Origin of the sequence: Lysobacter alkalisoli (assembly GCF_006547045.1) — a bacterium.
GTDB lineage: Bacteria > Pseudomonadota > Gammaproteobacteria > Xanthomonadales > Xanthomonadaceae > Marilutibacter > Marilutibacter alkalisoli.
Genome location: NZ_CP041242.1, coordinates 3384205 through 3406162, shown reverse-complemented (window position 1 = coordinate 3406162; position 21958 = coordinate 3384205). Strand labels below are relative to the sequence as shown.

Sequence of the window (21958 nt, the reverse complement as noted above, 5' to 3'; positions counted from 1 at the left end):
TATGACGGGACACGACGAACAGCGGATGAAGACTTCTTTCGCCATTGGCTTGGCGCACGGCTTGCAGACTATCGCCTCCAGGCCGCTGTTCTGGCCGCTGCTGACGCTGGCGCTGCTGCTGGCCGGCAATGGACTGGTCAACCCGGGCTTCCTGTCGCTGCAATGGCGCGACGGGCATCTCTACGGCAACCTGGTGGACATCGCCAATCGCGCCGCGCCATTGATCCTGGTGTCGCTGGGCATGACGCTGGTGATCGCGGTGCGCGGGCTGGACATCTCGGTGGGCGCGATCGCCGCGATCGCCGCCACTGTGGCCGCGTGGACCCTGCTGCGGCTGCAGGCCGGCGACGGTGATGCGCGCGGGCTGCTGCCGCTGTTCGCCGCGCTTGCCGCGGCGATCGCGGCCGCTGCTGCGTGCGGATTGTGGAACGGTCTGCTGGTCACGAAAGTCGGCATGCAGCCGATCATCGCCACCCTGATCCTGATGGTGGCCGGGCGCGGCATCGCGCAGCTCATCGGCGACGGCCAGATCCTTACCGTCTACTACGCACCGTACTCGTATCTGGGCAACGGCTTCCTGCTGGGGCTGCCGTTCGCGCTGTTCGTGGTGGTCGCGGTGTTCGCGCTGCTGCACGTGTTGCTGGGACGCACCGCGCTCGGCCTGTTCGTGCGCGCCATGGGCCACAACCCGCAGGCCGCGCACGTGGCCGGGGTGCGGACGAAGGGGATTTCTCTGGCGCTGTACACGTCCTGCGGCATCTCCGCCGGGCTGGCCGGATTGCTGGTCAGTTCCAACGTCGCCAGCGCCGACGCCAATAGCGTGGGGTACCTGATGGAGCTGGATGCGATCCTGGCGGTATGCCTGGGCGGCACCGCGCTGACCGGCGGCCGTTTCAGCCTGGCGGGCAGTCTGGTGGGCGCGCTCATCATCCAGACGCTGACCTCCACCATCTACGCCGTAGGCGTGCCGCCGCAGGTCAACCTGGTGGCGAAGGCGCTGCTGGTGTTCGCGGTGATGCTGCTGCAATCGCCAGAGTTCCGCCGCAGCGTGCGCGGCCTGGCGATGCGGGCGGGCGCGGGAGGCGCACGGTGAGCGCGACGCATCCCGTCTCCGTTGCCGGCGCTCGGCCGGCACACGCGTGGCGCCTCGCCGAAAGGCTGCCGCTGCTGGTCACCCTGGCGCTGTTCGTGGCGATGTCGGCGGCCGGCGGCGTGCTGTACGACGGATTCCTGTCGCCGCAGGTATTCCTCAACCTGCTGATCGACAACGCCTTCCTGTGCATCGTCGCAGTGGGGCTGACCTTCGTCATCCTGACCGGGGGCATCGACCTGTCGGTGGGGGCGGTGATCGCCTTTACCTCGGTGCTGTCGGCGGCGCTGGTGCAGCGGCACGGCTGGCACCCGCTGGCGGCCATTCCGCTGGTGCTGGCGCTGGGCACCGGCTTCGGCGCGCTGATGGGCGTGCTGATCCGGCGCTACCGGCTGCAGCCCTTCGTGGTGACCCTGGCGGGCATGTTCCTCGCCCGCGGCGCGGCCACGCTGATCAGCGTGGATTCCATCAACATCGAACATCCCGCTTACGTGGCGATAGCCGCGCTGCGCATTCCGGTGGGCGGCGGCGCCTCGCTGTCGTTCGGGGCGCTGCTGGCCCTGGCAGTGGTGGCGGGCGGCGTGGCGCTGGCGCGCCTGACCCGTTTCGGTCGCACCGTGTACGCCATCGGCGGCAACGAACAGTCGGCCTGGCTGATGGGCTTGCCGGTCGGCTCCACGCTGGTAGGCGTGTACGCGCTGAGCGGGTTCTGTTCGGCACTGGCCGGAGTGGTCTACACCTTCTACATGCTCAGCGGCTACAGCCAGCACGCGATGGGACTGGAGCTGGATGCGATCGCCGCGGTGGTGATCGGCGGCACGCTGCTGTCCGGCGGCAAAGGGCATGTGCTGGGCAGCCTGGTCGGCGTACTCATTCTCGGCCTGATCCAGACCCTGATCGTATTCGACGGCACGCTCAGTTCGTGGTGGACGCGCATCGCCATCGGCGTCCTGTTGCTGGCGTTCTGTCTGCTGCAGCGCCTGCTGGTCGCGCGGCACGGCGGCGCGTGACCGCAGTTCTCTTTTCCGATCCTCACGGGATTCCAGATGAAACGCGAATTCGGGACGCTGCCCGACGGTAGCCAGGTCCACCTGCTGACCCTGCGCAGCGATGAAGGGCTCGAAGCGGAGGTGCTGACCTACGGCGGCATCTTGCAATCACTGCGCCTGGAGGCGGGCGGCGAGCCCGTATCGCTGGTATTGGGCCTGGAGGACTTGCCTGCGTACCTGGCCGACACCGTCAACCTGGGCAGGCTGGTCGGCCGCACCAGCGGCCGGATCGCGCATGGGCGCTACGAACACGATGGCAGGACGTACCGGCTCAGCGTCAACGAAGGGCATCACCACCTGCACGGCGGCAGCGGGGGATTCGGCCGCCGCCTGTGGCGCGTGGAAGAACAGGATGTCGACCGCGCGCGCCTGGCCTGCACGCTTGAGGATGGTGAGGACGGCTATCCGGGCCGCCTGGAAGCCAGTGTCGAGTTCCGCCTGCAGGGAACGACGTTGCACTTCGACTGCACCGCGCGCTGCGATGCGCCCACGCCGTTCGACCCGACCTATCACCCGTACTTCAACCTGGGCGGCGATCCCGCCGTGCCGGCGGCAGAGCATTGGCTGCGGGTGCCGGCCGACCGCTACCTGCCGGTGGATGCCGAACTGATCCCGCTGGGGGAAATCGCCCGCGTGGACGGAACGCCATTCGACTTCCGCCAACCGGTCGCACCGACCCGGAACACCGATCTGGCGCACCCGCAGATCCGGATGGGCAAGGGCTACGATCATTGTCTGGTGCTGGCCGATGCCGCCGACTGCAGCGCGGAGCTGTACTCGCCACACAGCGGCGTGGCGATGCGCGTATCGAGCGACGCTCCGGCGCTGGTGTTCTACGAAGGGCAGATCCTCGACGCCCATCATCCGCGGCTCGGCCGGGGCGTGTGCCTGGAACCTCAGGGATTCCCCGATGCGCCTAACCGTCCAGGCTTCCCCGACGCGATCCTGCGGCCGGGCCGGAAGTACGCACGCCGCATCGCCTACCGCTTCGCCCGCGTCGCACCGGGCAGCGCCTGGGAGGATGCGATGGCGGCGCTGACGGAAGGTTTCGCACAGAAGTAGAGAGCGATATGGAGTCGTATTGGCTATCGATTGATTCGATTATCGAAGTCGATGCGCGGCAATGTTGACAGCGCTGCCAAGCGTGCACGATCTTGCGGAAGATCGAATATTCAGCGGCGAAAAGATGGGTTTGCCGCCGTCTCCGCCGGAAAGGGGCGCGTCGCATCCGGCCTCGCCATCGGCTGTCTTTCGCGAATCGTCGCGTATCGGTAATCCGCCAGGCCCGTGTCCATGAAACTGTCCCGACGATCCTTCCTCCAATCCGCTGCCGCAGTGGCCTCGCTTCCGTTCTGGGGGACGAAGGCGTCGGCGCTCGCGCCCACCTTCGCGCCGACCTGGGACTCGCTGGTGGAAGGCTACCGTACGCCCGACTGGTTCCGCGACGCCAAGTTCGGCATCTGGGCGCACTGGGGCGCGCAATGCGTGCCGGAGATGGGCGACTGGTATGCGCGCCGCATGTACATCCAGGGCAACTGGCAGTACGACCACCACGTCGAGACCTACGGCCACCCGACCAAGTCCGGCTTCATGGAGATCCAGAATCGCTGGAAGGCGGAGAACTGGGATCCCGACGCGCTGCTCGACCTGTACGTGAAGGCCGGTGCCAGGTACTTCGTGGCGATGGCCAACCATCACGACAACCTCGACGCATACGACTCCAAGTACCACGGCTGGAACACCCTGCGCGTGGGTCCCAAGAAGGACCTCATCGGCATCTGGGCCAAGGCCGCGCGCGAACGGGGATTGCGCTTTGGCGTCAGCAATCACGGTGCGCACGCGTGGCATTGGTTCCAGTCGGCCTACGGCTACGATCCCGAAGGCCCGTATGCCGGCCAGCGCTACGACGCCTACACGCTGACCAAGGCCGATGGCCGCGGCAAGTGGTGGCAGGGCCTGGATCCGCAACAGCTCTACACCGGCCGCAACATCGTCATGCCCGACGGCTTAAGGACGATCCGTGCCGTCGAGGCGTGGCACGAGAAGAACACGTTCTACTGGGACGAGAAGCCGCCGCTGCAGAACCCGGCGTTCACTCGCCAGTGGTACCTGCGCTGCCGCGACCTGATCGACAGCTACCGGCCCGACCTCGTCTACATGGACAACCACGGGCTGCCGCTGGGCCAAGTCGGGCTGGACATCACCGCCCACTACTACAACGCCAGCATGGCGTGGAACGGCGGCAAGCTGGAGGCGGTGGTCAACGCCAAGGAGTTGCCGACAGAGTGGCGCCCGGGCGTGGTCGAGGACGTGGAGCGCGGCTTCCGCGAGAACATCGAGCCGCTGCCCTGGCAGACTTGCACCTGCCTGGGCGACTGGCACTACGCCCGCTCGCTGTTCGACAACCATCAGTACAAGTCGGCGGCCACGATCGTCCATCGGCTGTGCGACATCGTTTCCAAGAACGGCAACCTGCTGCTGTCGGTGCCGATGCGCGGCGACGGCACCATCGATGCCGACGAGCAGAAGATCCTCGAGGACATCGCCGCCTGGATGGCCCGCAACGGCGAAGCCATCTACGGCACGCGTCCGTGGCGCAGCTTCGGCGAAGGGCCCACGCGCGTGGGCAGCGGCATGTTCAGCGAAGGCTCGTCCAAGCCGCTCACGGCCGAAGACATCCGCTTCACTACCAAGGGCGGTGTGCTGTATGCCATCGCGCTCGGCTGGCCACGCGATGGCGTGATGCGCATCCACACGCTGGCCGAGGAATCGGCGCTGGCGCCGGGTGCCATCGAGCGTGTCGAGATGTTGGGCTCCACCGAAAGCCTGCCGTTTGAGCGCAACCGAAGGGGGTTGGAAGTGCGCCTGCCAGAAGGACTCGCCGGATCGATGGCCGTGGCCCTGAAGATCCGCGGCAACGGACTGGTTTGACCGGATGATCCTGTTGACTCTCTCCGGATCCATTCCCCGCCGCTTGCGGCGCGCCGAGGCACTTGCAGGAGCGCCCTTGGGCGCGACCGCGCCAGCGGGCACCGCAACGCGTGCCTATCGCGGCCAAGGCCGCTCCTGCACGCAATGCGATACCTCGCGGCATGGTCGCACGCTGCTCGGATGCCTTCTGGGCGCCGCGTTGACGATCGCCGGGCCGACATTCGCCAGTCAGCCACCCTCCGGCTTGGACGCCGCCGGCCAGTTGCAGCGGCTGGCGGTCGAGTCGCGCGACGGATTCGGCTGGTTGCGCGTCGCTGGCGGCGTGCAGTTCCAGGTCGATGGCATCACCAAGAGCGTGCTGTTCTACGGCCCCGGCATCGTGCGCGTCTCGGCGCACAAGGGCGAGACCTACACGCAGCAGCCCAGCCTGGTGGTGGTGGCGACGCCGCAGGCCCCGCAACTGGAGATCGCCGAGTCGGCCGACACGCTCGCCATCGACGGGCCGGCACTGCGCATCGAGGTCGACAAGCGGACCGGCGCGCTCGCATTCCAGCGCGCCGACGGCACCCCGTTGACGCGCGAGCAGCAGGCGCCGGCGATCACCCCGGCCACCGAATCCTCGGGGACCCCGACCTACACCGTCGAGCAGCGCTTCGCGCTGACGGCCGACGAATCGCTCTACGGCCTGGGCCAGTACGACGAGCCGTACATGGACTACCGCGGCCGCGACGTGTTGATGGTGCAGACCAATATCGGCATCGTCGTGCCGTTCATGGTGTCCACGCGCCGTTATGGGCTGCTGTGGGACACGTATTCGAAGATGACGTTCTCCGACGGCCCGCAGGGCGCTGCCTTCCGTGCCGACAACGCGCCCGCCGGCGTCGACTACTACCTGATGGCCGGCGACACCATGGACGAGGTGATCGCGGGCTATCGCCAGCTCACCGGCGCTGCGCCGATGTTCCCGAAGTACGCGTTCGGGTTGTTCATGAGCAAGGAGCGCTACGCCACGCAGCAGCGCTTGCTGGAGGTGGTGCGGCGCTTCCGCCGCGAGCGCTTCCCGCTGGACGTCATCGTCCAGGACTGGCAGTACTGGGGCGGCGAGAAGGACGGCGAGTGGGATGGCAACTGGAGCGGCATGGTCTGGGACCGCGAGCGCTACCCGGACCCCGCAGGCATGGTGCGCACCTTGCACGACCGGCTGAACACCCGGCTGATGGTGTCGATCTGGCCCTCGGTCGGCAACGACACCGCGCTGGCGCACGAACTCGACGCCAACGGATTGCGCTTCGAACCGCTGCACTGGATTTCCAGGCGCGCGCGCATCTACGACGCGTTCAGCGACGAGGGCAGGGCCATCTACTTCAAGCATACGAAGCAGGGTCTGCTCGACCTCGGCGTCGATGCACTGTGGATCGACGGCACCGAGGTGGAAGTGGGCGGTGCCGCGCACGATCCGGCCGAGGTGGAGGCCGACATCAAGCGCCTGGGCCGCAATGCGATGGGCGACTTCGGCCGCTATCTCAACGTCTACAGCCTGCTGGCGACGCGCGGCCTCTACGAAGGCCAGCGGGCCAGCGACGACCGCGACGCCAAGCGCGTGTTCACGCTCACCCGTTCCGCCTGGGCCGGACAGCAGCGCTATGCCGCGATGTCCTGGTCGGGCGACACCACCGCCAGCTGGGCCGCACTGCGGGCGCAGATCGCCGGCGGCCTGAACGTCTCGATGGCCGGCCAGCCGTACTGGACCCAGGATGTCGGTGGCTTTTTCGTCAACGCGCCCGGCGGCGAACGCGACCCGGCCTACCGCGAACTGTTCGCACGCTGGAACCAGTTCGGCATCTTCAATCCGGTCTACCGCATCCACGGCACTTCGATCGAACGCGAGCCCTGGGCATTCAAGGCACTCGAGCCGGCGGTGTACCGCTCGATCCGCCGCGCCGCCGAGCTGCGCTATCGCCTGCTGCCCTACATCTACAGCCTGGCCTGGGCCAGCACGCACGACGGCTACACGATGATGCGCGCGCTGCCGATGGACTTCCCGGACCAGCCGGCGTTGCGCCGGGTGGACGACACCTACATGTTCGGCCCGGCGTTCCTGGTGCAGCCGATCACCAGGCCGATGTTCCATGCCGAACTGCCGCCGCCGCCGACGGTGCCGGCGGCGCAGCTGCGCACGCCAGACGGCCAGCCGGGCCTCGAACTGGAGTACTACCGCGGCATGGAGTTCGAGGAGCTCGCCAGCCGCACCATCGACCCCCACGCCGACCACCATTGGCCCGGGCCACCGCTGGACAGCGTGCCGGCCGGCCTTGATGGGCTGCAGAACTTCTCGGCGCGCTGGCAGGGCCAGATCATCGCGGCCGAGGACGGCGAGCACGAGATCGGCGTCGAAGGCGACGACGGCTTCAGGGTCTGGCTCGACGACGAACTCGTGGTCGAGGACTGGAAGGAAGCCGGCGCGCGTTTCGAGGGTGCACGCGTCATGTTGCGCAAGGGGCAGGCGGTGCGCGTGCGCATCGACTATTTCCAAAAGGGCGGCGGCCGGTCGATGCGGCTGGCCTGGCGCACGCCGAGCGAGCGCAGCGCCCTGGCCGAGCACCAGCGCCGGCTCGATCCGCGGCAGGCCACGCTGCTGCCGGCGGGAGCCGACTGGTACGACTTCTGGACCGGCCAGCGCCATGCCGGCGGCGCCAGCACCGCGCGGCGCTATGCGATCGACGAGTTCCCGCTGTTCGTGCGCGCCGGCTCGATCCTGCCGCTGGGTCCGGTGATCCAGCACGTCGACGACAAGCCCGGTGCGCCGTACGAGATCCGCATCTACCCCGGTGCCGATGGCCGCTTCACGCTCTACGACGACGACGGCCAGACCTACCGCTACGAGCAGGGCGAGTACGCCACGGTCGCGCTCGCCTGGGACGATGCCGGACGCACGCTGCGCATCGGCGCTCGCGAAGGCGCTTTTCCCGGCATGACCGAGCGGCGCACGCTGAACGTGCGGCTGATGCCGTCGCGTCCCGGCGACCGGGTCCAGACGAAGACCGTGCGCTTCCACGGCGAACCGGTCGAACTGCACTTCACGCAATGAAGAATGAAGGTCATTCGATGAGAACGATGGGGTTGTTCGCGGCGATCGCCGCACTGTCCTGGGTCGCCATGGCGGGGGACGCCGCGGCAACACCGCAAAGCGTCGCATCGCCCAGCGGAGATGCCGTCATCCGGATCGACGACGACGCCGGCCGGTTCTCGGTGCTGTGGCGCGGGGAGGCCATCATCGATGCATCCCCGCTGGGGCTGGAGCTGGACGGCGCGCCGGCGTTCGGCGCGCTGGCACTGGAAAGCCGCGAAGACACCGAGGTGGACCGCGAGATCCCGCTGGTCGCGACCAAGGCGGCGGTGGCGCGCGACCGCTACCACGGTGCCACACTGACGTTCCGCGAAACCGGCGCGCCGGCACGCAAGCTCATCGTCGACGTGCGCGCCTACGATGACGGCGTCGCGTTCCGCTATCGCATCGACGATCCGGCGCCGGTGCGGCTGAGTGGCGAACGCACGGCCTTCGTGCCCGCGGGCGATCCCTCCTGCCTGGTCACCGAGCGCGACTACGGCGCGCATGAGTTGCCGTTCGAGCGCCTGCGCTTTTCGCAACTGAAGGAAGGCGTCGCCTACGACGTGCCGGTGGTCTGCGCCGCGCCATCGGGCCGCGCCCACTACGCCATCACCCAGGCACATCTGGAGGGCTACACCGGCGCCATGCTGCGGCGCGAGGGCACGGCGCTGCGCGTGTACCTGTCGGCCGTGCCGGACCGGCAGGGCCCGGCCTACATTTCCCCGGCCGGCCTGAGAACGGCCTGGCGCGCGATCATGATGGCCGACCGCGCCGGCGAACTGATCGAGTCGCACCTGGTCGGCAATCTCAATCCGCCGCCCGAAGGCGATTTCGGCTGGGTGAAGGCCGGCAAGACGGCCTGGGACTGGTGGTCGGGCCCGCTGGAAGGCGTGAAGCCCGACCTGGCTGACTACAAGCGATTCATCGACTTCGCGGCGGAGTCGGGCTTCCCCTACTACCTGATGGATGCCGGCTGGGCCTGGGGCGCCGGCCCCTGCTGCGACGCGCTGCCCACGACCGACATCGCCCGCCCGGCCGAAGGCACCGACATGCCGGCGCTGGTGCGCTACGCGGCCGACAAGGGCGTGGGTCTGCTGCTGTGGATGCACTGGGAGCATCTGGCGGCGCGCATGGACGAGGTGCTCGATACCTACGCGCGCTGGGGCATCAAGGGCATCAAGGTCGATTTCATGAACCGCGACGACCAGGAGATGGTGGCGTTCTACCAGCGCGTCGCGGCCGCCACCGCACAGCGCCGCATGCTGCTGAACCTGCACGGCGCCTACGTGCCCGCCGGCCTGCAGCGCACCTGGCCCAACTTCATCACCCAGGAAGGCGTGCTGGGCGCCGAGTGGAACAAGATGGACCGGCGCATCACGCCGGAGCACAACCTGATGCTGCCGTACACGCGCATGCTCACCGGCCCGATGGACTACACGCCCGGCGGCTTCCGCAACGCCACGCCGCAGACCTTCGAAGTGCGCGCCGTGATGCCGCAGACGCAGACCACGCGCGGTCAGGCGCTGGCGATGTACGTGGTCTACGACAGCCCGCTGCAGATGGTCTCCGACGACCCCTCGAACTACCGCGGCGAGTCTGGCTTCGATTTCATCAGGCGCGTGCCGGCAGCCTGGGACGAGACGCGCTTCATCGACGGTGAGCCGGGCCAGGACATCGTGCTGGCTCGTCGCCACGGCAAGGCCTGGTACCTCGGCGCGATGACGGCCGAACAGGCCCGCACCCAGAAGGTGCCGCTCGACTTCCTGCCCTCCGGACGCTGGCGCGCCACCATCTGGCAGGACGGCGAGGGTGTGCGCGAAGTGCGCCGCACCGAACGCAACGTGGCGAGCAAGGACGTGCTCAGCCTGGTGCTTGCCGCAGCCGGCGGCGCCGTCGTGATCCTCGAACCCGCCCCTTGAAGACTCCATGAACACGACAGCATCTCCAGGCAGCTCGCCCGACTCGCCGCAGCGCCGCGGCTTTGTGTGCGCCACGCTGGGCAGCGGCCTGGCCGCACTGGCAGGCCTGCCGGCGGCCCGCGCCGCCGCGGCCATCCAAGCCCCGCGCAGCAGTGCCGACGGGGCCGAACCCGGGCTGCCCTTCCACGCCTGGGCACCGTCGCCGCCGATGGGCTGGAACAGCTGGGACGCCTTCGGCGCCAGCGTCACCGAGGCCGAGTACCTGGAGAACGCGCGCATCCTGGCCGAACGCTTCCTGCCTTACGGCTACGACACGGCCACCGTCGACATCCAGTGGTACGAGGCAGGCGCCAGGTCGTCGCACTACCGGCCCTTCGCGCCGCTGGTGCTCGACGACCATGGCCGCCCGCAACCGGCGCCCAATCGCTTTCCCAGCGCCGCCGGCGGTCGCGGCTTCGCGCCGCTGGCCGCGCAGGTGCGCCGCCTGGGGCTGCGCTTCGGCGTGCATCTGATGCGCGGCATCCCGCGCCAGGCGGTGGGGCTGGAACTGCCCATCGCCGGCAGCCAATGGCGCTGCCATGAGGTGGCCAACCCGGGGTCGACCTGCGCATGGAACACCGACATGTGCGGCGTCAACCCGGACCACCCTGGCGCCTTCGACTGGTACCGCGCCTGGTTCGCCCAGCTGGCCGAATGGGGCGTGGACTTCGTGAAGGTCGATGACATCGCGGCGCCCAACTACCACGCACCCGAGGTCGAGCTGATCCGGCGCGCCATCGACGCCAGCGGCCGGCCGATGGTGCTGAGCCTGTCGCCCGGCCCGTCGCTGCTGGAGCAGGCCGCGCACCTGCAGGCGCATGTCAACCAGTGGCGAGTGTGCAACGACTTCTGGGACACCTGGCCGCAGCTGCGCGACAACCTGGTCAACCTGGTGAAGTGGGCGCCGCATGCGCGCGTCGGTGCCTGGCCCGATGCCGACATGCTGCCGGTGGGCAAGATCGGCCTGCGCAACCTCGACGGCGGCGGCACCGGAGAGCGCGACACCCGCTTCACCCGCGACGAGCAGGTGCTGATGCTCACCGCCTGGACCTGCGCACGCAGCCCGTTGATCCTCGGCAACGACCTGCGCCGGCTCGACGACTGGACTTTCCGGCTGGTGACCAATCCCGAGGTGCTGGCGTTGCTGCGCGTGCCCGGCGCGCGCGAATGGCACAGCACGGCGCAGGGCCACCGCTTCGTCTGCAGCGGCCCGCAAGGCACCTGGGCGGCATGGCTCAACACGGGCGAGGCGCCGTGGCATGCGTCGCTGCCCGCCTGGCTGCCCGACGCGCGTCGCGACTGCTGGGCGCGCGCCGACCTGCCCGCCGGCACCCGCACGCTCACCATCCCCCCGCATGGCGCACGGCTCGTGCGCTGCGCTTGAATCCAAGGAGACCCTGATGACACCCGCGCGCCTACTGCGTACCTTCGCCACCTTCGCCGCCTTTGCGGCCGCCGCCGTGCTGCCCTTGGGCGCCGGCGCCGCCGAGCCCGTTCAGGTCCGCCTCGACGTCACCCAGCAGCCCGCCGGGCCGCGCATCGAACCCACCGTCTACGGCCACTTCGTCGAGCACCTCGGGCGCGTCGTCTACGAGGGCCTGTGGGTCGGCCCCGAGTCGCCCATTCCCAACACGCGCGGCTGGCGCAACGACGTGGTCGGCGCGCTGCGCCAGCTCGGCGTGCCGGTGATGCGCTGGCCCGGCGGCTGCTTCGCGGACGACTACGACTGGCGCGACGGCATCGGCGACCCCGCCAAGCGCCCGGTGCGCATGAACAAGTGGTGGGGCGGACTGGAGACCAACCGCGTCGGCACGCACGAGTTCATGGATCTGGCCGAGATGCTCGGCTCCGAGGTCTACCTGGCCGCCAACATGGGCTCGATGCCGCCGCGCGCGATGGCTGAATGGCTCGAATACATGACCGAAGACGGCAAGACGACGCTGGCCGAAGAGCGCCGCCGCAACGGCCGCGACAAGCCGTGGACCGTCAAGTACACCGGGATCGGCAACGAAAGTTGGGGCTGCGGTGGCAACATGCGGCCCGAATACCAGTCCGATCTGCACAACCAGTACGCCACCTTCCTGCGCGGGTCGACCTTGCGCGCGGCTTCGGGCGAGGGCGGGACCAGCGACCACCTGGTCGAGGTGCTGATGGAGCACTCCGGCAAGCACATGGACGCCTTCACGCTGCACTACTACACCTTGCCGGGCGACTGGACCAAGAAGGGCGAGGCGCTCGGTTTCAACGCCGACGCCTGGGCCAAGACGCTGAAGACCGCGATGGGCATCGAGACGCGTATCGACGTGGTCTCGCGCATCATGGACAAGCACGACAAGGACAAGCGCGTCGCACTGTACGTCGACGAGTGGGGCACCTGGTACGACACGCCGGACGGCGCCTCCGCGTTGTGGCAGCAGAACTCGCTGCGCGACGCGATGGTCGCGGCGCTGTCGTTCAACGCCTTCCACCGCCACACCAACCGCGTGAAGATGGCCAACATCGCGCAGATGGTCAACGCGCTGCAGTCTCCGGTGCTCACCGACGGGCCGCGCATGCTGCTGACGCCCACCTACCACGCGTTCGACCTTTACAAGCCCTTCCGCGGCGCGACGCCGCTGCAGGCCAAGCTGGAGACGCCGCGTTTCCGCACCGGCGACGTCGAGCTGCCGGCGGTGGAAGCCAGCGTGGCGCGCGCCGAAGACGGCAGCACGCAGCTGGCGCTGGTGAACCTGGACCCGCAGCGCCCGGCACGCGTTGTGACCAACCTGAAGGGCGATGCGCGGGGCCGCGTGCTCACCGCCGCCGCCATCGACGCCCACAACACCTTCGACAAGCCGCAGGCCGTGGTGCCCGCTCCGTACGCCGCGCGCGCCGGCGCGCAAGGGCTGGTGCTGGAGCTGCCGCCGAAGTCCATCGTCGTCGTCAGCGTGGGCAAGCCCTGAACCGGGCGACCCGCGAACCCACGATTGTTTCCCACCCCCTTCATCAGGCATCTCTCAAGAGGGTCCCCGCATGCTCCGCTTTGTCCGACGCGCCGCGCACGCCGTCATCCTGTTCGGCTTCGCCGCCGCCGCGCCCGCCTACGCCCACGAGACGCTCAAGCTCGACGCGCCCAAGCCGCTGCTCGCCCCCACGCCGCCGATGGGCTGGAACTCGTGGAACAAGTACGGCTGCGACATCGACGAGGCGCTGGTGCGCCGGCAGGCCGACGCGATGGCGGCTTCCGGCATGAAGGACGCCGGCTACCAGTACATCGTCATCGATGACTGCTGGCAAAAGAGCCGCGACGCCGACGGCAACATCGTCGCCGACCCCGAGCGCTTCCCCAGCGGCATCAAGGCGCTGGCCGACTACGTGCACTCGAAGGGGCTGAAATTCGGCCTGTACTCCGATGCCGGCGTGCTGACCTGCGGCGGCCGTCCCGGCAGCGCCGGCTACGAGTTCCAGGACGCGCGCCAGTACGCCAAGTGGGGCGTGGACTACCTGAAATACGACTGGTGTTACACCGGCACCCGCGACGCCGAGGCCGCCTACACCCTCATGGCCAAGGCGCTGCGCGAGTCCGGGCGCGACATCGTGCTGTCGATCTGCGAATGGGGCGACAACCATCCCGAACGCTGGGCGCAGCCGGTGGGCCACCTCTGGCGCACCACCGGCGACATCTTCGACGCATGGGAGGGCCGCAAGGATTATTCGCTCGGCATGGTCAACATTCTCGACCTGCAGGTGGAGCGCTGGCGCCATTCCGGGCCGAATGCCTGGAACGACCCGGACATGCTGGAAGTGGGCAATGGGGGCATGACCACCACCGAGTACGAGTCGCACTTCTCGCTCTGGGCGATGCTGGCGGCGCCGCTGATCGCCGGCAACGACCTGTCGGCGATGGACGCGGATACGCTCCGCATCCTTACCAACACCGACGTCATCGCCGTCGACCAGGATCCGCTGGGCCAGCAGGCGCGACGCATCTGGAAGCAAGACGACCTGGAGATCTGGGCGCGTCCGCTGAAGGGCGGCGAGCACGCGGTGGTGCTGTTCAACCGCGGCGAGGCGCCGGCCGAGATGAAGGTGGACTGGGATCAGCTCAATCTGCCCGCCGGCCTGACGGCCAACGTGAAGGACCTGTGGAGCAAGAAGGTCTCGGAGAACGTGCGCGGCAGCTATGGCGGCACGGTCGCCCCGCATGGCGTGATCATGGTGCGGATCACGCCGGTGCTCTGACGCGGCGGGCCCACGGCCATCGGATGCCGGCATGAAGAGCCTTCTGCGCCTCGCGGTGGCCGTATGCATCGCGCTTCTGGCGAACCTCGCCTGCGCGGCCACGCGCAGCAGCGAGGCCATCAACCGCGATTGGAGCTTCACGTTGGGCAACCCTGCCAACGCTTGGGCGGCCGGCCATGACACGGAGCAATGGCGTCGCGTGGATCTGCCGCACTCGTTCTCGGAGCCGTACTTTCTCGGCACCGGCTTCTACGTTGGCCATGGCTGGTACCGCAAGAACCTTGAACTGCCCGCCAGCGTCACGGAGAAGCGCGTCTCGCTCGAGTTCGACGGCGTATTCCAGGAGGCCGAGATCTGGGTCAATGGACAGAAGGCCGGGCGCCACGTTGGTGGCTACACCGGCTTCAGCGTCGACATCACGCCTTACGTGAAGGCGGGCCGCAACCTGCTGGCCGTGCACGTGAACAACGAGTGGAACGCACGCGTGGCGCCGCGCGCCGGCGAGCATGTGTTCTCGGGCGGCATCTACCGCAATGTGCGTCTGGTCGTCACCGACCCGGTGCACGTGGCCTGGTACGGCACCTTCGTGACCACGCCACAGGTGTCCGACGAACGCGCCACGGTGCGCGTGCAGACCGAGGTGAGGAACGAGCGCGCCGGCGCGCCGGTGACGGTGGAACTGGTTTCCGAAGTGCTCGACGCGGCCGGCAAGCGGGTCTCGGTGCAGCGCAGCGAGCGCACCATGCCGGCCGCGAGCACCGTGACCTACGAGCAGCAGCTGCCCGAGATCGCGCAACCGCGGCTGTGGTCGCCCGACCGGCCCTACCTCTACACGCTGGTGAGCCGCCTGCACGTGGACGGCAAGCCGGTCGATCGCTACCAGACGCCGTTCGGTATCCGCACCATCGAATTCACCGCCGACCGGGGCTTCTTCCTAAACGGCAAGCACCTGTACATGATCGGCGCCAACGTGCACCAGGACCATGCCGGCTGGGGCGACGGCGTGACCGACGGCGCGGCGCGGCGCGACGTGCAGATGATCAAGGACGCCGGCTTCAACTTCATCCGCGGCTCGCACTACCCGCACTCGCCGGCCTTCTCGAAGGCGACCGACGAGATCGGCCTGCTGTTCTGGTCGGAGGCACCGTTCTGGGGCATCGGCGGCTTCGGTGCCGATGGCAACTGGCTGTCCAGCGCCTACCCGCCCGACCCGGCGGACCGCCCAGGGTTCGAGGCCAGCGTGCTGCAGCAGACCGAGGAGATGATCCGCATCCATCGCAACCATCCCTCCATCGTTGTCTGGAGCAACGGCAACGAGGTGTTCTTCACCGAGGGCCAGGCGATGGACGCGATGCGCGACTTCGTCAAGCGCCAGGTGGCCGTCATGCGCCGGCTCGACCCGACGCGGCCGGTGGCCATCGGCGGTTCGCAGCGCGGCGACATCGACAAGCTGGGCGACGTGGCCGGCTACAACGGCGACGGCGCCACGCTGTTCCTGGACCCGGGCGTGCCCTCGGTGGTGTCGGAATACGGCTCCACGATCACCGACCGTCCCGGCGCCTACGAGCCCGGCTTCGGCCTCATGCCTGACACTCCGGACCAGAAGGCCAACCCCAAGCCCTATTCGTGGCGCTATCCCTGGCGTTCGGGCGAAGCGCTGTGGGCCGGTTTCGATCACGGCTCGATCGCGTCGGTCGAGTTCGGTTCGATGGGCTTCATCGACTATTTCCGCCTGCCCAAGCGCCAGTATCACTGGTACCGCAGTGCCTACGCGGGCGTGCCGCCGCCGGCCTGGCCGGTGGACGGCAAGCCGGCGCAGCTGCACCTGGCCGCCAGCCAGGCGCAGATCCGCGGCACCCAGGGGCTGGACGATGCGCATCTGGTGGTGACCGTGCAGGACGAGGCGGGCAGGGCGCTGAGCAATTCGCCCGACGTGACGCTGACCATCGTCAGTGGTCCCGGCAAGTTCCCCACCGGCCGCAGCATCCATTTCAGCAACACGTCGATGGTCGCCATCCGCGACGGCCAGGCCGCGATCACGTTCCGCTCCTACTTCGCCGGCAAGAGCGTCATCGAGGCGACCTCGCCGGGCCTGAAGCCGGCACGCATCGCGATCACGACGACCGGACCCGATCCTTTCGTTCCCGGCGTCTCGCCGCTGGCGCCCGACCAGCCCGTCATCGCCTACCCGCCAATCAGCCGTAACGCGCTGGCCAGCGATCCGATCAACGTGACCACCAGCCGACCCACGTCGACCAGCGGCGCAGAGGCCGGCCACCCGGCGCCGATGGCCAACGACGGCCAGGAGCAGACCTGGTGGAGCGCGCCCGCGAAGGACGGCTCCGCATTCTGGGCCGTCGACCTGGAGAACCTGTACGCCCTCCATTGGCTGTCGCTGGCCATGCCCAACGAGCAGGCGCCTGACTTCGTCGTCGAGATCAGCAAGGACGGCGCCGACTGGCGCCCGATCGCCGACGCCAAAGGCGGACGCAAGACCTACGAACTCGCGCTGTTCGAGCATGCCGCCATCGCACGCTTCCTGCGCATCCGCTTCCCGGAAGTCACACCCGACCACCCCGCCGCGCTGAGCGAGGTGCGGGTGATGGTGTTTCCTGCGAACTGAACGCCTGGAGCCCAGCCATCAAGAGCGAATCCACGTCCGGGAGGCCAGTGCCGAGCCCGGACTCACTGTGTCTGTTCAGGCGCTCGCGGCGCCGCGAGCGCAGCATTGCAACTGCCCGCGGAACGCCTGATGCCGCCTCAGCAAGCTGTGGCGCCGTTCAAACAATGCTGCTTTCCGATGCAGGGACTCGCCCCGTTGCCAGCGATCCCGCATCAGCGACTTCTGGTGCTCGGTGTAGTGGATCCTCTTCCTGCGCTTCACCTGCAACACTCCTGCTGCTTCCATGAACATCTTCGTGGGTGGTTGAGGTTTCGTACTTCTGTACGGTTGTTCCCGATGTTTCTGGACGGAGCACCCATTTGCCGCTGGTATTCGCGGGTGCTGCGAAGTTCAATGTCAACTTGGCATGGCGGCTGCGAATATTTTCATTGGACCCACGGTCACTGTCCGTCTTAACTTCGGCCACCATGAGCATCGACCACGCCAACGGTTTCAGCCGGCGCGACTTCGTCAAATCCCTGGCCTTGGCCGCTGCCATACCGCGTCTTGCCTGGGCCGGTAGCGCCGCCGAAACTGGAACTGGCGGCGCCCGCATGTTCTCGCTTGCCGATATCCAGCTCGGTGAAGGCGTGTTCGCCCACTCCCATGCGCTCAACCGTCGCTATCTGGCCGCACTGGCGGTTGACCGCCTGGTCGCGCCTTATCGGATCGAAGCGGCGTTGGCGCCGCGCGCCTCCAAGTATCCCAACTGGGAGTCGATGGGCCTGGAGGGGCATACGGCCGGACACTACTTGTCGGCCTTGGCCCAGGAAGCGGCACAAGGCGATGACGAGATGCGCCAACGGCTCGACTACATGATCGCGGAGCTGGCCGCTTGTCAGCAGGCCAACGGCGATGGCTACGTCGGCGCGGTCCCGAACGGACGGGCGCTGTGGGACAGCGTCGTCGCGGGCACGTTCGATGCCGGGTCGTTCTCGCTGGACGGCGCGTGGGTGCCGTTCTACAACCTGCACAAGATGTTCGCCGGCCTGCGCGATGCCTGGTCGTACGCGCGCAACCGCCAGGCCCGCCAGATGCTGATCGCCTTCACCGACTGGGCCGACCGCCTGGTGGCCGGCCTCGACGAGCAGCAGATGCAGGCGTTGCTGGCCACCGAGCACGGCGGCATGAACGAAGTGCTGGCCGATGTCTACGCCATCACCGGCGAGCGGCGCTATCTGGCCCTGGCCCGTCGCTTTTCCCACCATGCCCTGCTGCAGCCGCTGCTGCGCCGCGAAGACGCGCTGGACGGCATGCATGCCAACACCCAGATCCCGAAGGTCATCGGCTTCGCCCGCATCGGCGAGCTGGACGGCGACCAGGCCTGGATCGACGCCGCCGCCTTCTTCTGGGAGACGGTCGTCCGGCGGCGCAGCATCGCCTTCGGCGGCAACAGCGTCCGCGAGCATTTCAATCCCGTCGACGACTTCAGTGCGATGGTGGGGTCGCCGGAAGGTCCGGAAACCTGCAACAGCTACAACATGCTGCGCCTGAGTGCGCAGCTGTACCGACTGGACCCCCAGCCGCGCTACGCCGATTTCTACGAACGCACGCTGTTCAACCACATCCTCTCCACCCAGCACCCGCGGCACGGCGGCCTGGTGTACTTCACGCCGATCCGCCCGCGCCACTACCGGGTCTATTCGCAGCCGGAGCAGTGCTTCTGGTGTTGCGTCGGTACCGGCATCGAGAACCATGGCCGCCACGGTGCGTTCGCCTATGCCCATGATCGGGACTCGCTGACCGTCAACCTGTACATGGCGTCGCAGCTGCAATGGCGCGAGCGCGGCCTGGTGTTGCGCCAGGACACGCGCTTCCCGGACGAGGAAACCAGCCGGCTGGCGCTGCAGCTGCGCGAACCGCAGCGCTTCCGCCTGCGCCTTCGCCATCCGCACTGGCTGGAAGGAGCGCTCGAGGTCCGCATCAACGGCAAGCCCTGGCCGCTGCGGTCCACGCCGTCCTCCTATGCCGACATCGAGCGCGAATGGCTCGACGGCGATGTCGTCGAGATCGACCTGCCGATGCGCACCCGCGCCGAAGGATTGCCCGACGGTTCGGACTACGTGGCGCTGATGCACGGCCCGATCGTACTGGCGGCACGCACCGGCACCGAGGACCTGGACGGACTGATCGCCGACGATGGTCGCGGCAGCCACATCACGCCGGGGCCGCTGTTGCCCTTGGACCAGGCACCGGTCCTGGTGGGTGATCGGAATGCGCTGGCGAGGCAAGTCAAGGCGGTGCCGGGACGTCCGCTCACTTTCGAAGCAGGCGGACTGATCCGCCCCGCCACGTTCAAGTCGCTGCAGTTGGAGCCTCTGTTCCGTGTACATGACGCGCGATACGTCGTGTACTGGCGTACCGCCACCGCGTCCGCCTATCCCGCCCTGGTAAGCCGGATCGAGGCCGACGAACGCCAGCGACAGGCGCTGCAGGATCGCACCCTGGACCGGGTGGCCCCCGGCGAACAGCAGCCCGAGGTCGAACACCAGTACCAGGGCGAGGACAGCCGCACCGGTATCCGCATCGGGCGCCACTGGCGCGACACCGGTCGGTGGATGTCCTATCGGCTGAAGGCGCGGGCCGGCACCGATCCGGCCGCCAACCTCGAACTGCTGCTTGCCTTCTATGGCGGAGACCATAACGAAGGCTTCGACCTGCTGGTCGATGGACGTCGGCTGGAAACGATCCGGTTGCACGGCGGTGCGAACGACACGTTCGTCGAGCACAGGGTTGCCTTGCCGCAGGACATCGCCCAGGCGGCTGTCCGCCGAGGCATCACGGTCAAGCTGGTCGCCTTCCCCGGTCGGCGCACCAGCGGCCTGTTCGATCTGCGTCTGCTCCGCAGCGAATGAAGACCATGCCTGGGCTGCAACACGCGCGTTCCGGTGAGCTGGAGTGTTCCGCCGCGCCTCCATGGCGAACCGGTCGAACTTCGCTTTACGCAATGAAGAGTGAGGGAGATTCAATGGGAATGCAGAAGAGACTGTTGGCGGCGATCGTCGCGCTGTGCTGGGCCGCCACGACGGGAACCGCGATGGCAGACCCGCAGTCGATCGCATCGCCGAGCGGCGATGCCGTGATCCGTATCGACGACGACGCCGGTCAGTTCTCGGTGTTGTGGCGGGGGGAGACCGTCATTGCCGCGTCGCCGCTGGGGCTGGAACTCGACGGCGCGCCTGCGTTCGGCGCGCTGGCGCTGGAAAGCCGCGAAGACACCGAGGAGGATCGCGACATTCCGCTGGTCGCGACCAAGGCGTCGGTGGCGCGCGATCGCTACCGCGGCGCCACACTGACGTTCCGCGAAATGAATGCACCCGCGCGCACCCTCCTCATCGACGTGCGCGCCTACGACGACGGCGTTGCGTTCCGCTACCGCATCGACGACCCGGCGCCGGTACGGCTGCGCGGCGAGCGCACCGCCTTCGTACCGGCGGGCGATCCGTCGTGCCTGGCTACCGAATTCGACGGCTCGCACGAAAAGCCCTTCGAGCGTCAGCGCATCTCGGAACTGGCCACGGACAAGGGCTACGACGTGCCGTTGGTGTGCGCCAGCGCCTCGGGCCGCGCGCACTATGCCATCACCCAGTCCTATCTGCAGGGCTACACGGGTGCGTCGCTATGGCGCCAGGGTGCGGCCATGCAGGTGCGCCTGTCGGCCGTGCCGGGGCGCGACGGGCCGGCGTATGTCTCCCGCGGTGGACTCAGGACGTCCTGGCGCGTGGTGATGATGGCCGACCGCGCGGGCGACCTCATCGCCTCGTCGCTGGTGGGCAACCTCAACCCGCCGCCCGAGGGCGACTTCAGCTGGGTCAAGCCCGGCAAGGCGGCCTGGAACTGGTGGTCCGGGCCCAGCGAGGGCGCCACGGCGGAGATGGACGCCTTCCGCCGTTACATCGATTTCGCCGCCGAATCCGGCTTGCCCTATGCGCTGCTGGACGCCGGCTGGGCCTGGGGCAGCGGTCCGTGCTGCGAAACGCATCCGGAAACCGATCTCACCCGCCCGGTCGATGGCGTGGACATGCCCGGCCTGGTGCGCTACGCCGAGTCCAAGGGGGTCAGCCTGCTGCTGTGGGCGCACTGGAAGCACATGGCCGCGCGCATGGACGAGGTGCTGGACACCTGGGTGCGCTGGGGAATCCGCGGCATCAAGATCGACTTCATGGAGCGCGACGACCAGGAAATGGTCGAGTTCCACGAGCGCATTGCGGCAGCCACCGCCAAACGCAGGCTGCTGCTGAACCTGCACGGCGCCTACATGCCTGCCGGCCTGCAACGTACCTACCCGAACTTCATCACCCAGGAAGGCGTGATGGGCGCGGAGTGGAACAAGTGGACCCCGCTCATCACCGCGCGCCACAACCTGATGCTGCCGTACACGCGCATGCTCACCGGTCCGATGGATTACACGCCGGGTGGCTTCCGCCATCGCACGCCTTCAACGTTCGAAGTGCGCGACGTGCTGCCATTCACCCAGACCACCCGCGGCCAAGCGCTGGCGATGTTCGTGGTCTACGACAGCCCGCTGCAGATGGTGGCCGACGATCCGGATGCCTATCGCGACGCGGCCGGCTTCGAATTCATCCGCCGCGTACCCACCGCCTGGGACGAAACCCGCTTCCTGTCCGGCGAGCCGGGACGCGACATCGTGCTGGCGCGGCGTTCGGGCGCAGCCTGGTACCTGGGCGCGATGACGGACGATGAAGCGCGCACCGCGCGCGTGCCGTTGGACTTTCTGCCGGAAGGCCGCTATCGCGCGACGGTATGGGAAGACGGCGATGCGCCCGACCGCGTCCGCCGCAGCGAACGCATCGTGACCGCGCGCGACACACTCGTGTTGCGCCAGTCGCCGGCCGGCGGTGCCGCCGTGGTCCTGGAGCCTTCGGACCGATGAAAGAGAAGTACTGCAAGACACACGTCGGATACGTTGTTTCCCTC

The 21958-nt window shown here is 68.2% G+C and carries 13 protein-coding genes; 12 read left to right on the top strand and 1 reads right to left on the bottom strand.

The features are described 5' to 3' along the window. Window positions 1-25 precede the first annotated feature (25 nt). The 10 genes from FKV23_RS15070 to FKV23_RS15025 all read left to right on the top strand — a co-directional run bounded on the left by FKV23_RS15070 (window position 26) and on the right by FKV23_RS15025 (window position 16981). A complete protein-coding gene (locus FKV23_RS15070) occupies window positions 26-1093 on the top strand; it encodes an ABC transporter permease (protein WP_141624596.1) in 1068 nt (355 codons plus the stop codon). Beyond that, window positions 1090-2100 carry a galactofuranose ABC transporter, permease protein YjfF gene (gene yjfF, locus FKV23_RS15065; protein ID WP_279633013.1) on the top strand — a complete coding sequence of 337 codons (1011 nt, stop codon included), beginning with the start codon at window positions 1090-1092 and terminating at the stop codon, window positions 2098-2100. Before FKV23_RS15070 ends, yjfF begins: the two co-directional genes overlap by 4 nt. 36 nt (window positions 2101-2136) lie before the next feature. Then, window positions 2137-3201 (top strand): aldose epimerase family protein, encoded by a 1065-nt coding sequence (locus tag FKV23_RS15060; protein WP_141624595.1) that lies wholly within the window; start codon window positions 2137-2139, stop codon window positions 3199-3201. Between the two features lie 231 nt (window positions 3202-3432). Continuing rightward, window positions 3433-5070, top strand: coding sequence for an alpha-L-fucosidase (locus FKV23_RS15055; protein ID WP_141624594.1), 1638 nt, complete (start codon window positions 3433-3435; stop codon window positions 5068-5070). Window positions 5071-5146: 76 nt separating this feature from the next. Next, window positions 5147-8158, top strand: a complete 3012-nt coding sequence (locus tag FKV23_RS15050; RefSeq protein ID WP_208543184.1) for a glycoside hydrolase family 31 protein — start codon at window positions 5147-5149, stop codon at window positions 8156-8158. Continuing rightward, on the top strand, window positions 8155-10098 hold the full coding sequence (locus tag FKV23_RS15045; RefSeq protein WP_208543183.1) for a glycoside hydrolase family 97 protein: 1944 nt from the start codon (window positions 8155-8157) through the stop codon (window positions 10096-10098). The genes FKV23_RS15050 and FKV23_RS15045 overlap by 4 nt, the downstream gene beginning before the upstream one ends. A 7-nt stretch (window positions 10099-10105) precedes the next feature. Further along, window positions 10106-11521, top strand: coding sequence for a glycoside hydrolase family 27 protein (locus tag FKV23_RS15040; RefSeq protein ID WP_208543182.1), 1416 nt, complete (start codon window positions 10106-10108; stop codon window positions 11519-11521). A gap of 16 nt (window positions 11522-11537) precedes the next feature. Then, on the top strand, window positions 11538-13079 hold the full coding sequence (locus FKV23_RS15035; RefSeq protein ID WP_141624592.1) for an alpha-N-arabinofuranosidase: 1542 nt from the start codon (window positions 11538-11540) through the stop codon (window positions 13077-13079). 70 nt (window positions 13080-13149) lie between these two features. Then, the gene (locus FKV23_RS15030; RefSeq protein ID WP_141624591.1) at window positions 13150-14358 is read left to right on the top strand and encodes a glycoside hydrolase family 27 protein; all 1209 of its coding nucleotides are present in this window, start codon (window positions 13150-13152) and stop codon (window positions 14356-14358) included. Window positions 14359-14389: 31 nt separating this feature from the next. Continuing rightward, window positions 14390-16981 carry a glycoside hydrolase family 2 protein gene (locus tag FKV23_RS15025; RefSeq protein ID WP_141624590.1) on the top strand — a complete coding sequence of 864 codons (2592 nt, stop codon included), beginning with the start codon at window positions 14390-14392 and terminating at the stop codon, window positions 16979-16981. A gap of 157 nt (window positions 16982-17138) precedes the next feature. Here FKV23_RS15025 and FKV23_RS15020 read toward each other — a convergent pair whose 3' ends face one another. After that, on the bottom strand, window positions 17139-17456 hold the full coding sequence (locus tag FKV23_RS15020; protein WP_141624589.1) for a hypothetical protein: 318 nt from the start codon (window positions 17454-17456) through the stop codon (window positions 17139-17141). On the opposite strand from FKV23_RS15020, the gene FKV23_RS15015 reads away from it, so the two are divergent. Both FKV23_RS15015 and FKV23_RS15010 read left to right on the top strand, forming a co-directional pair. Next, the gene (locus FKV23_RS15015) at window positions 17449-19875 is read left to right on the top strand and encodes a glycoside hydrolase family 127 protein (protein ID WP_141624588.1); all 2427 of its coding nucleotides are present in this window, start codon (window positions 17449-17451) and stop codon (window positions 19873-19875) included. The two genes, FKV23_RS15020 and FKV23_RS15015, sit on opposite strands and share 8 nt — an antisense overlap. A 119-nt stretch (window positions 19876-19994) precedes the next feature. Next, complete coding sequence (locus FKV23_RS15010) at window positions 19995-21914, top strand: glycoside hydrolase family 97 protein (protein ID WP_208543181.1); 1920 nt, start codon at window positions 19995-19997, stop codon at window positions 21912-21914. Window positions 21915-21958 lie beyond the last annotated feature (44 nt).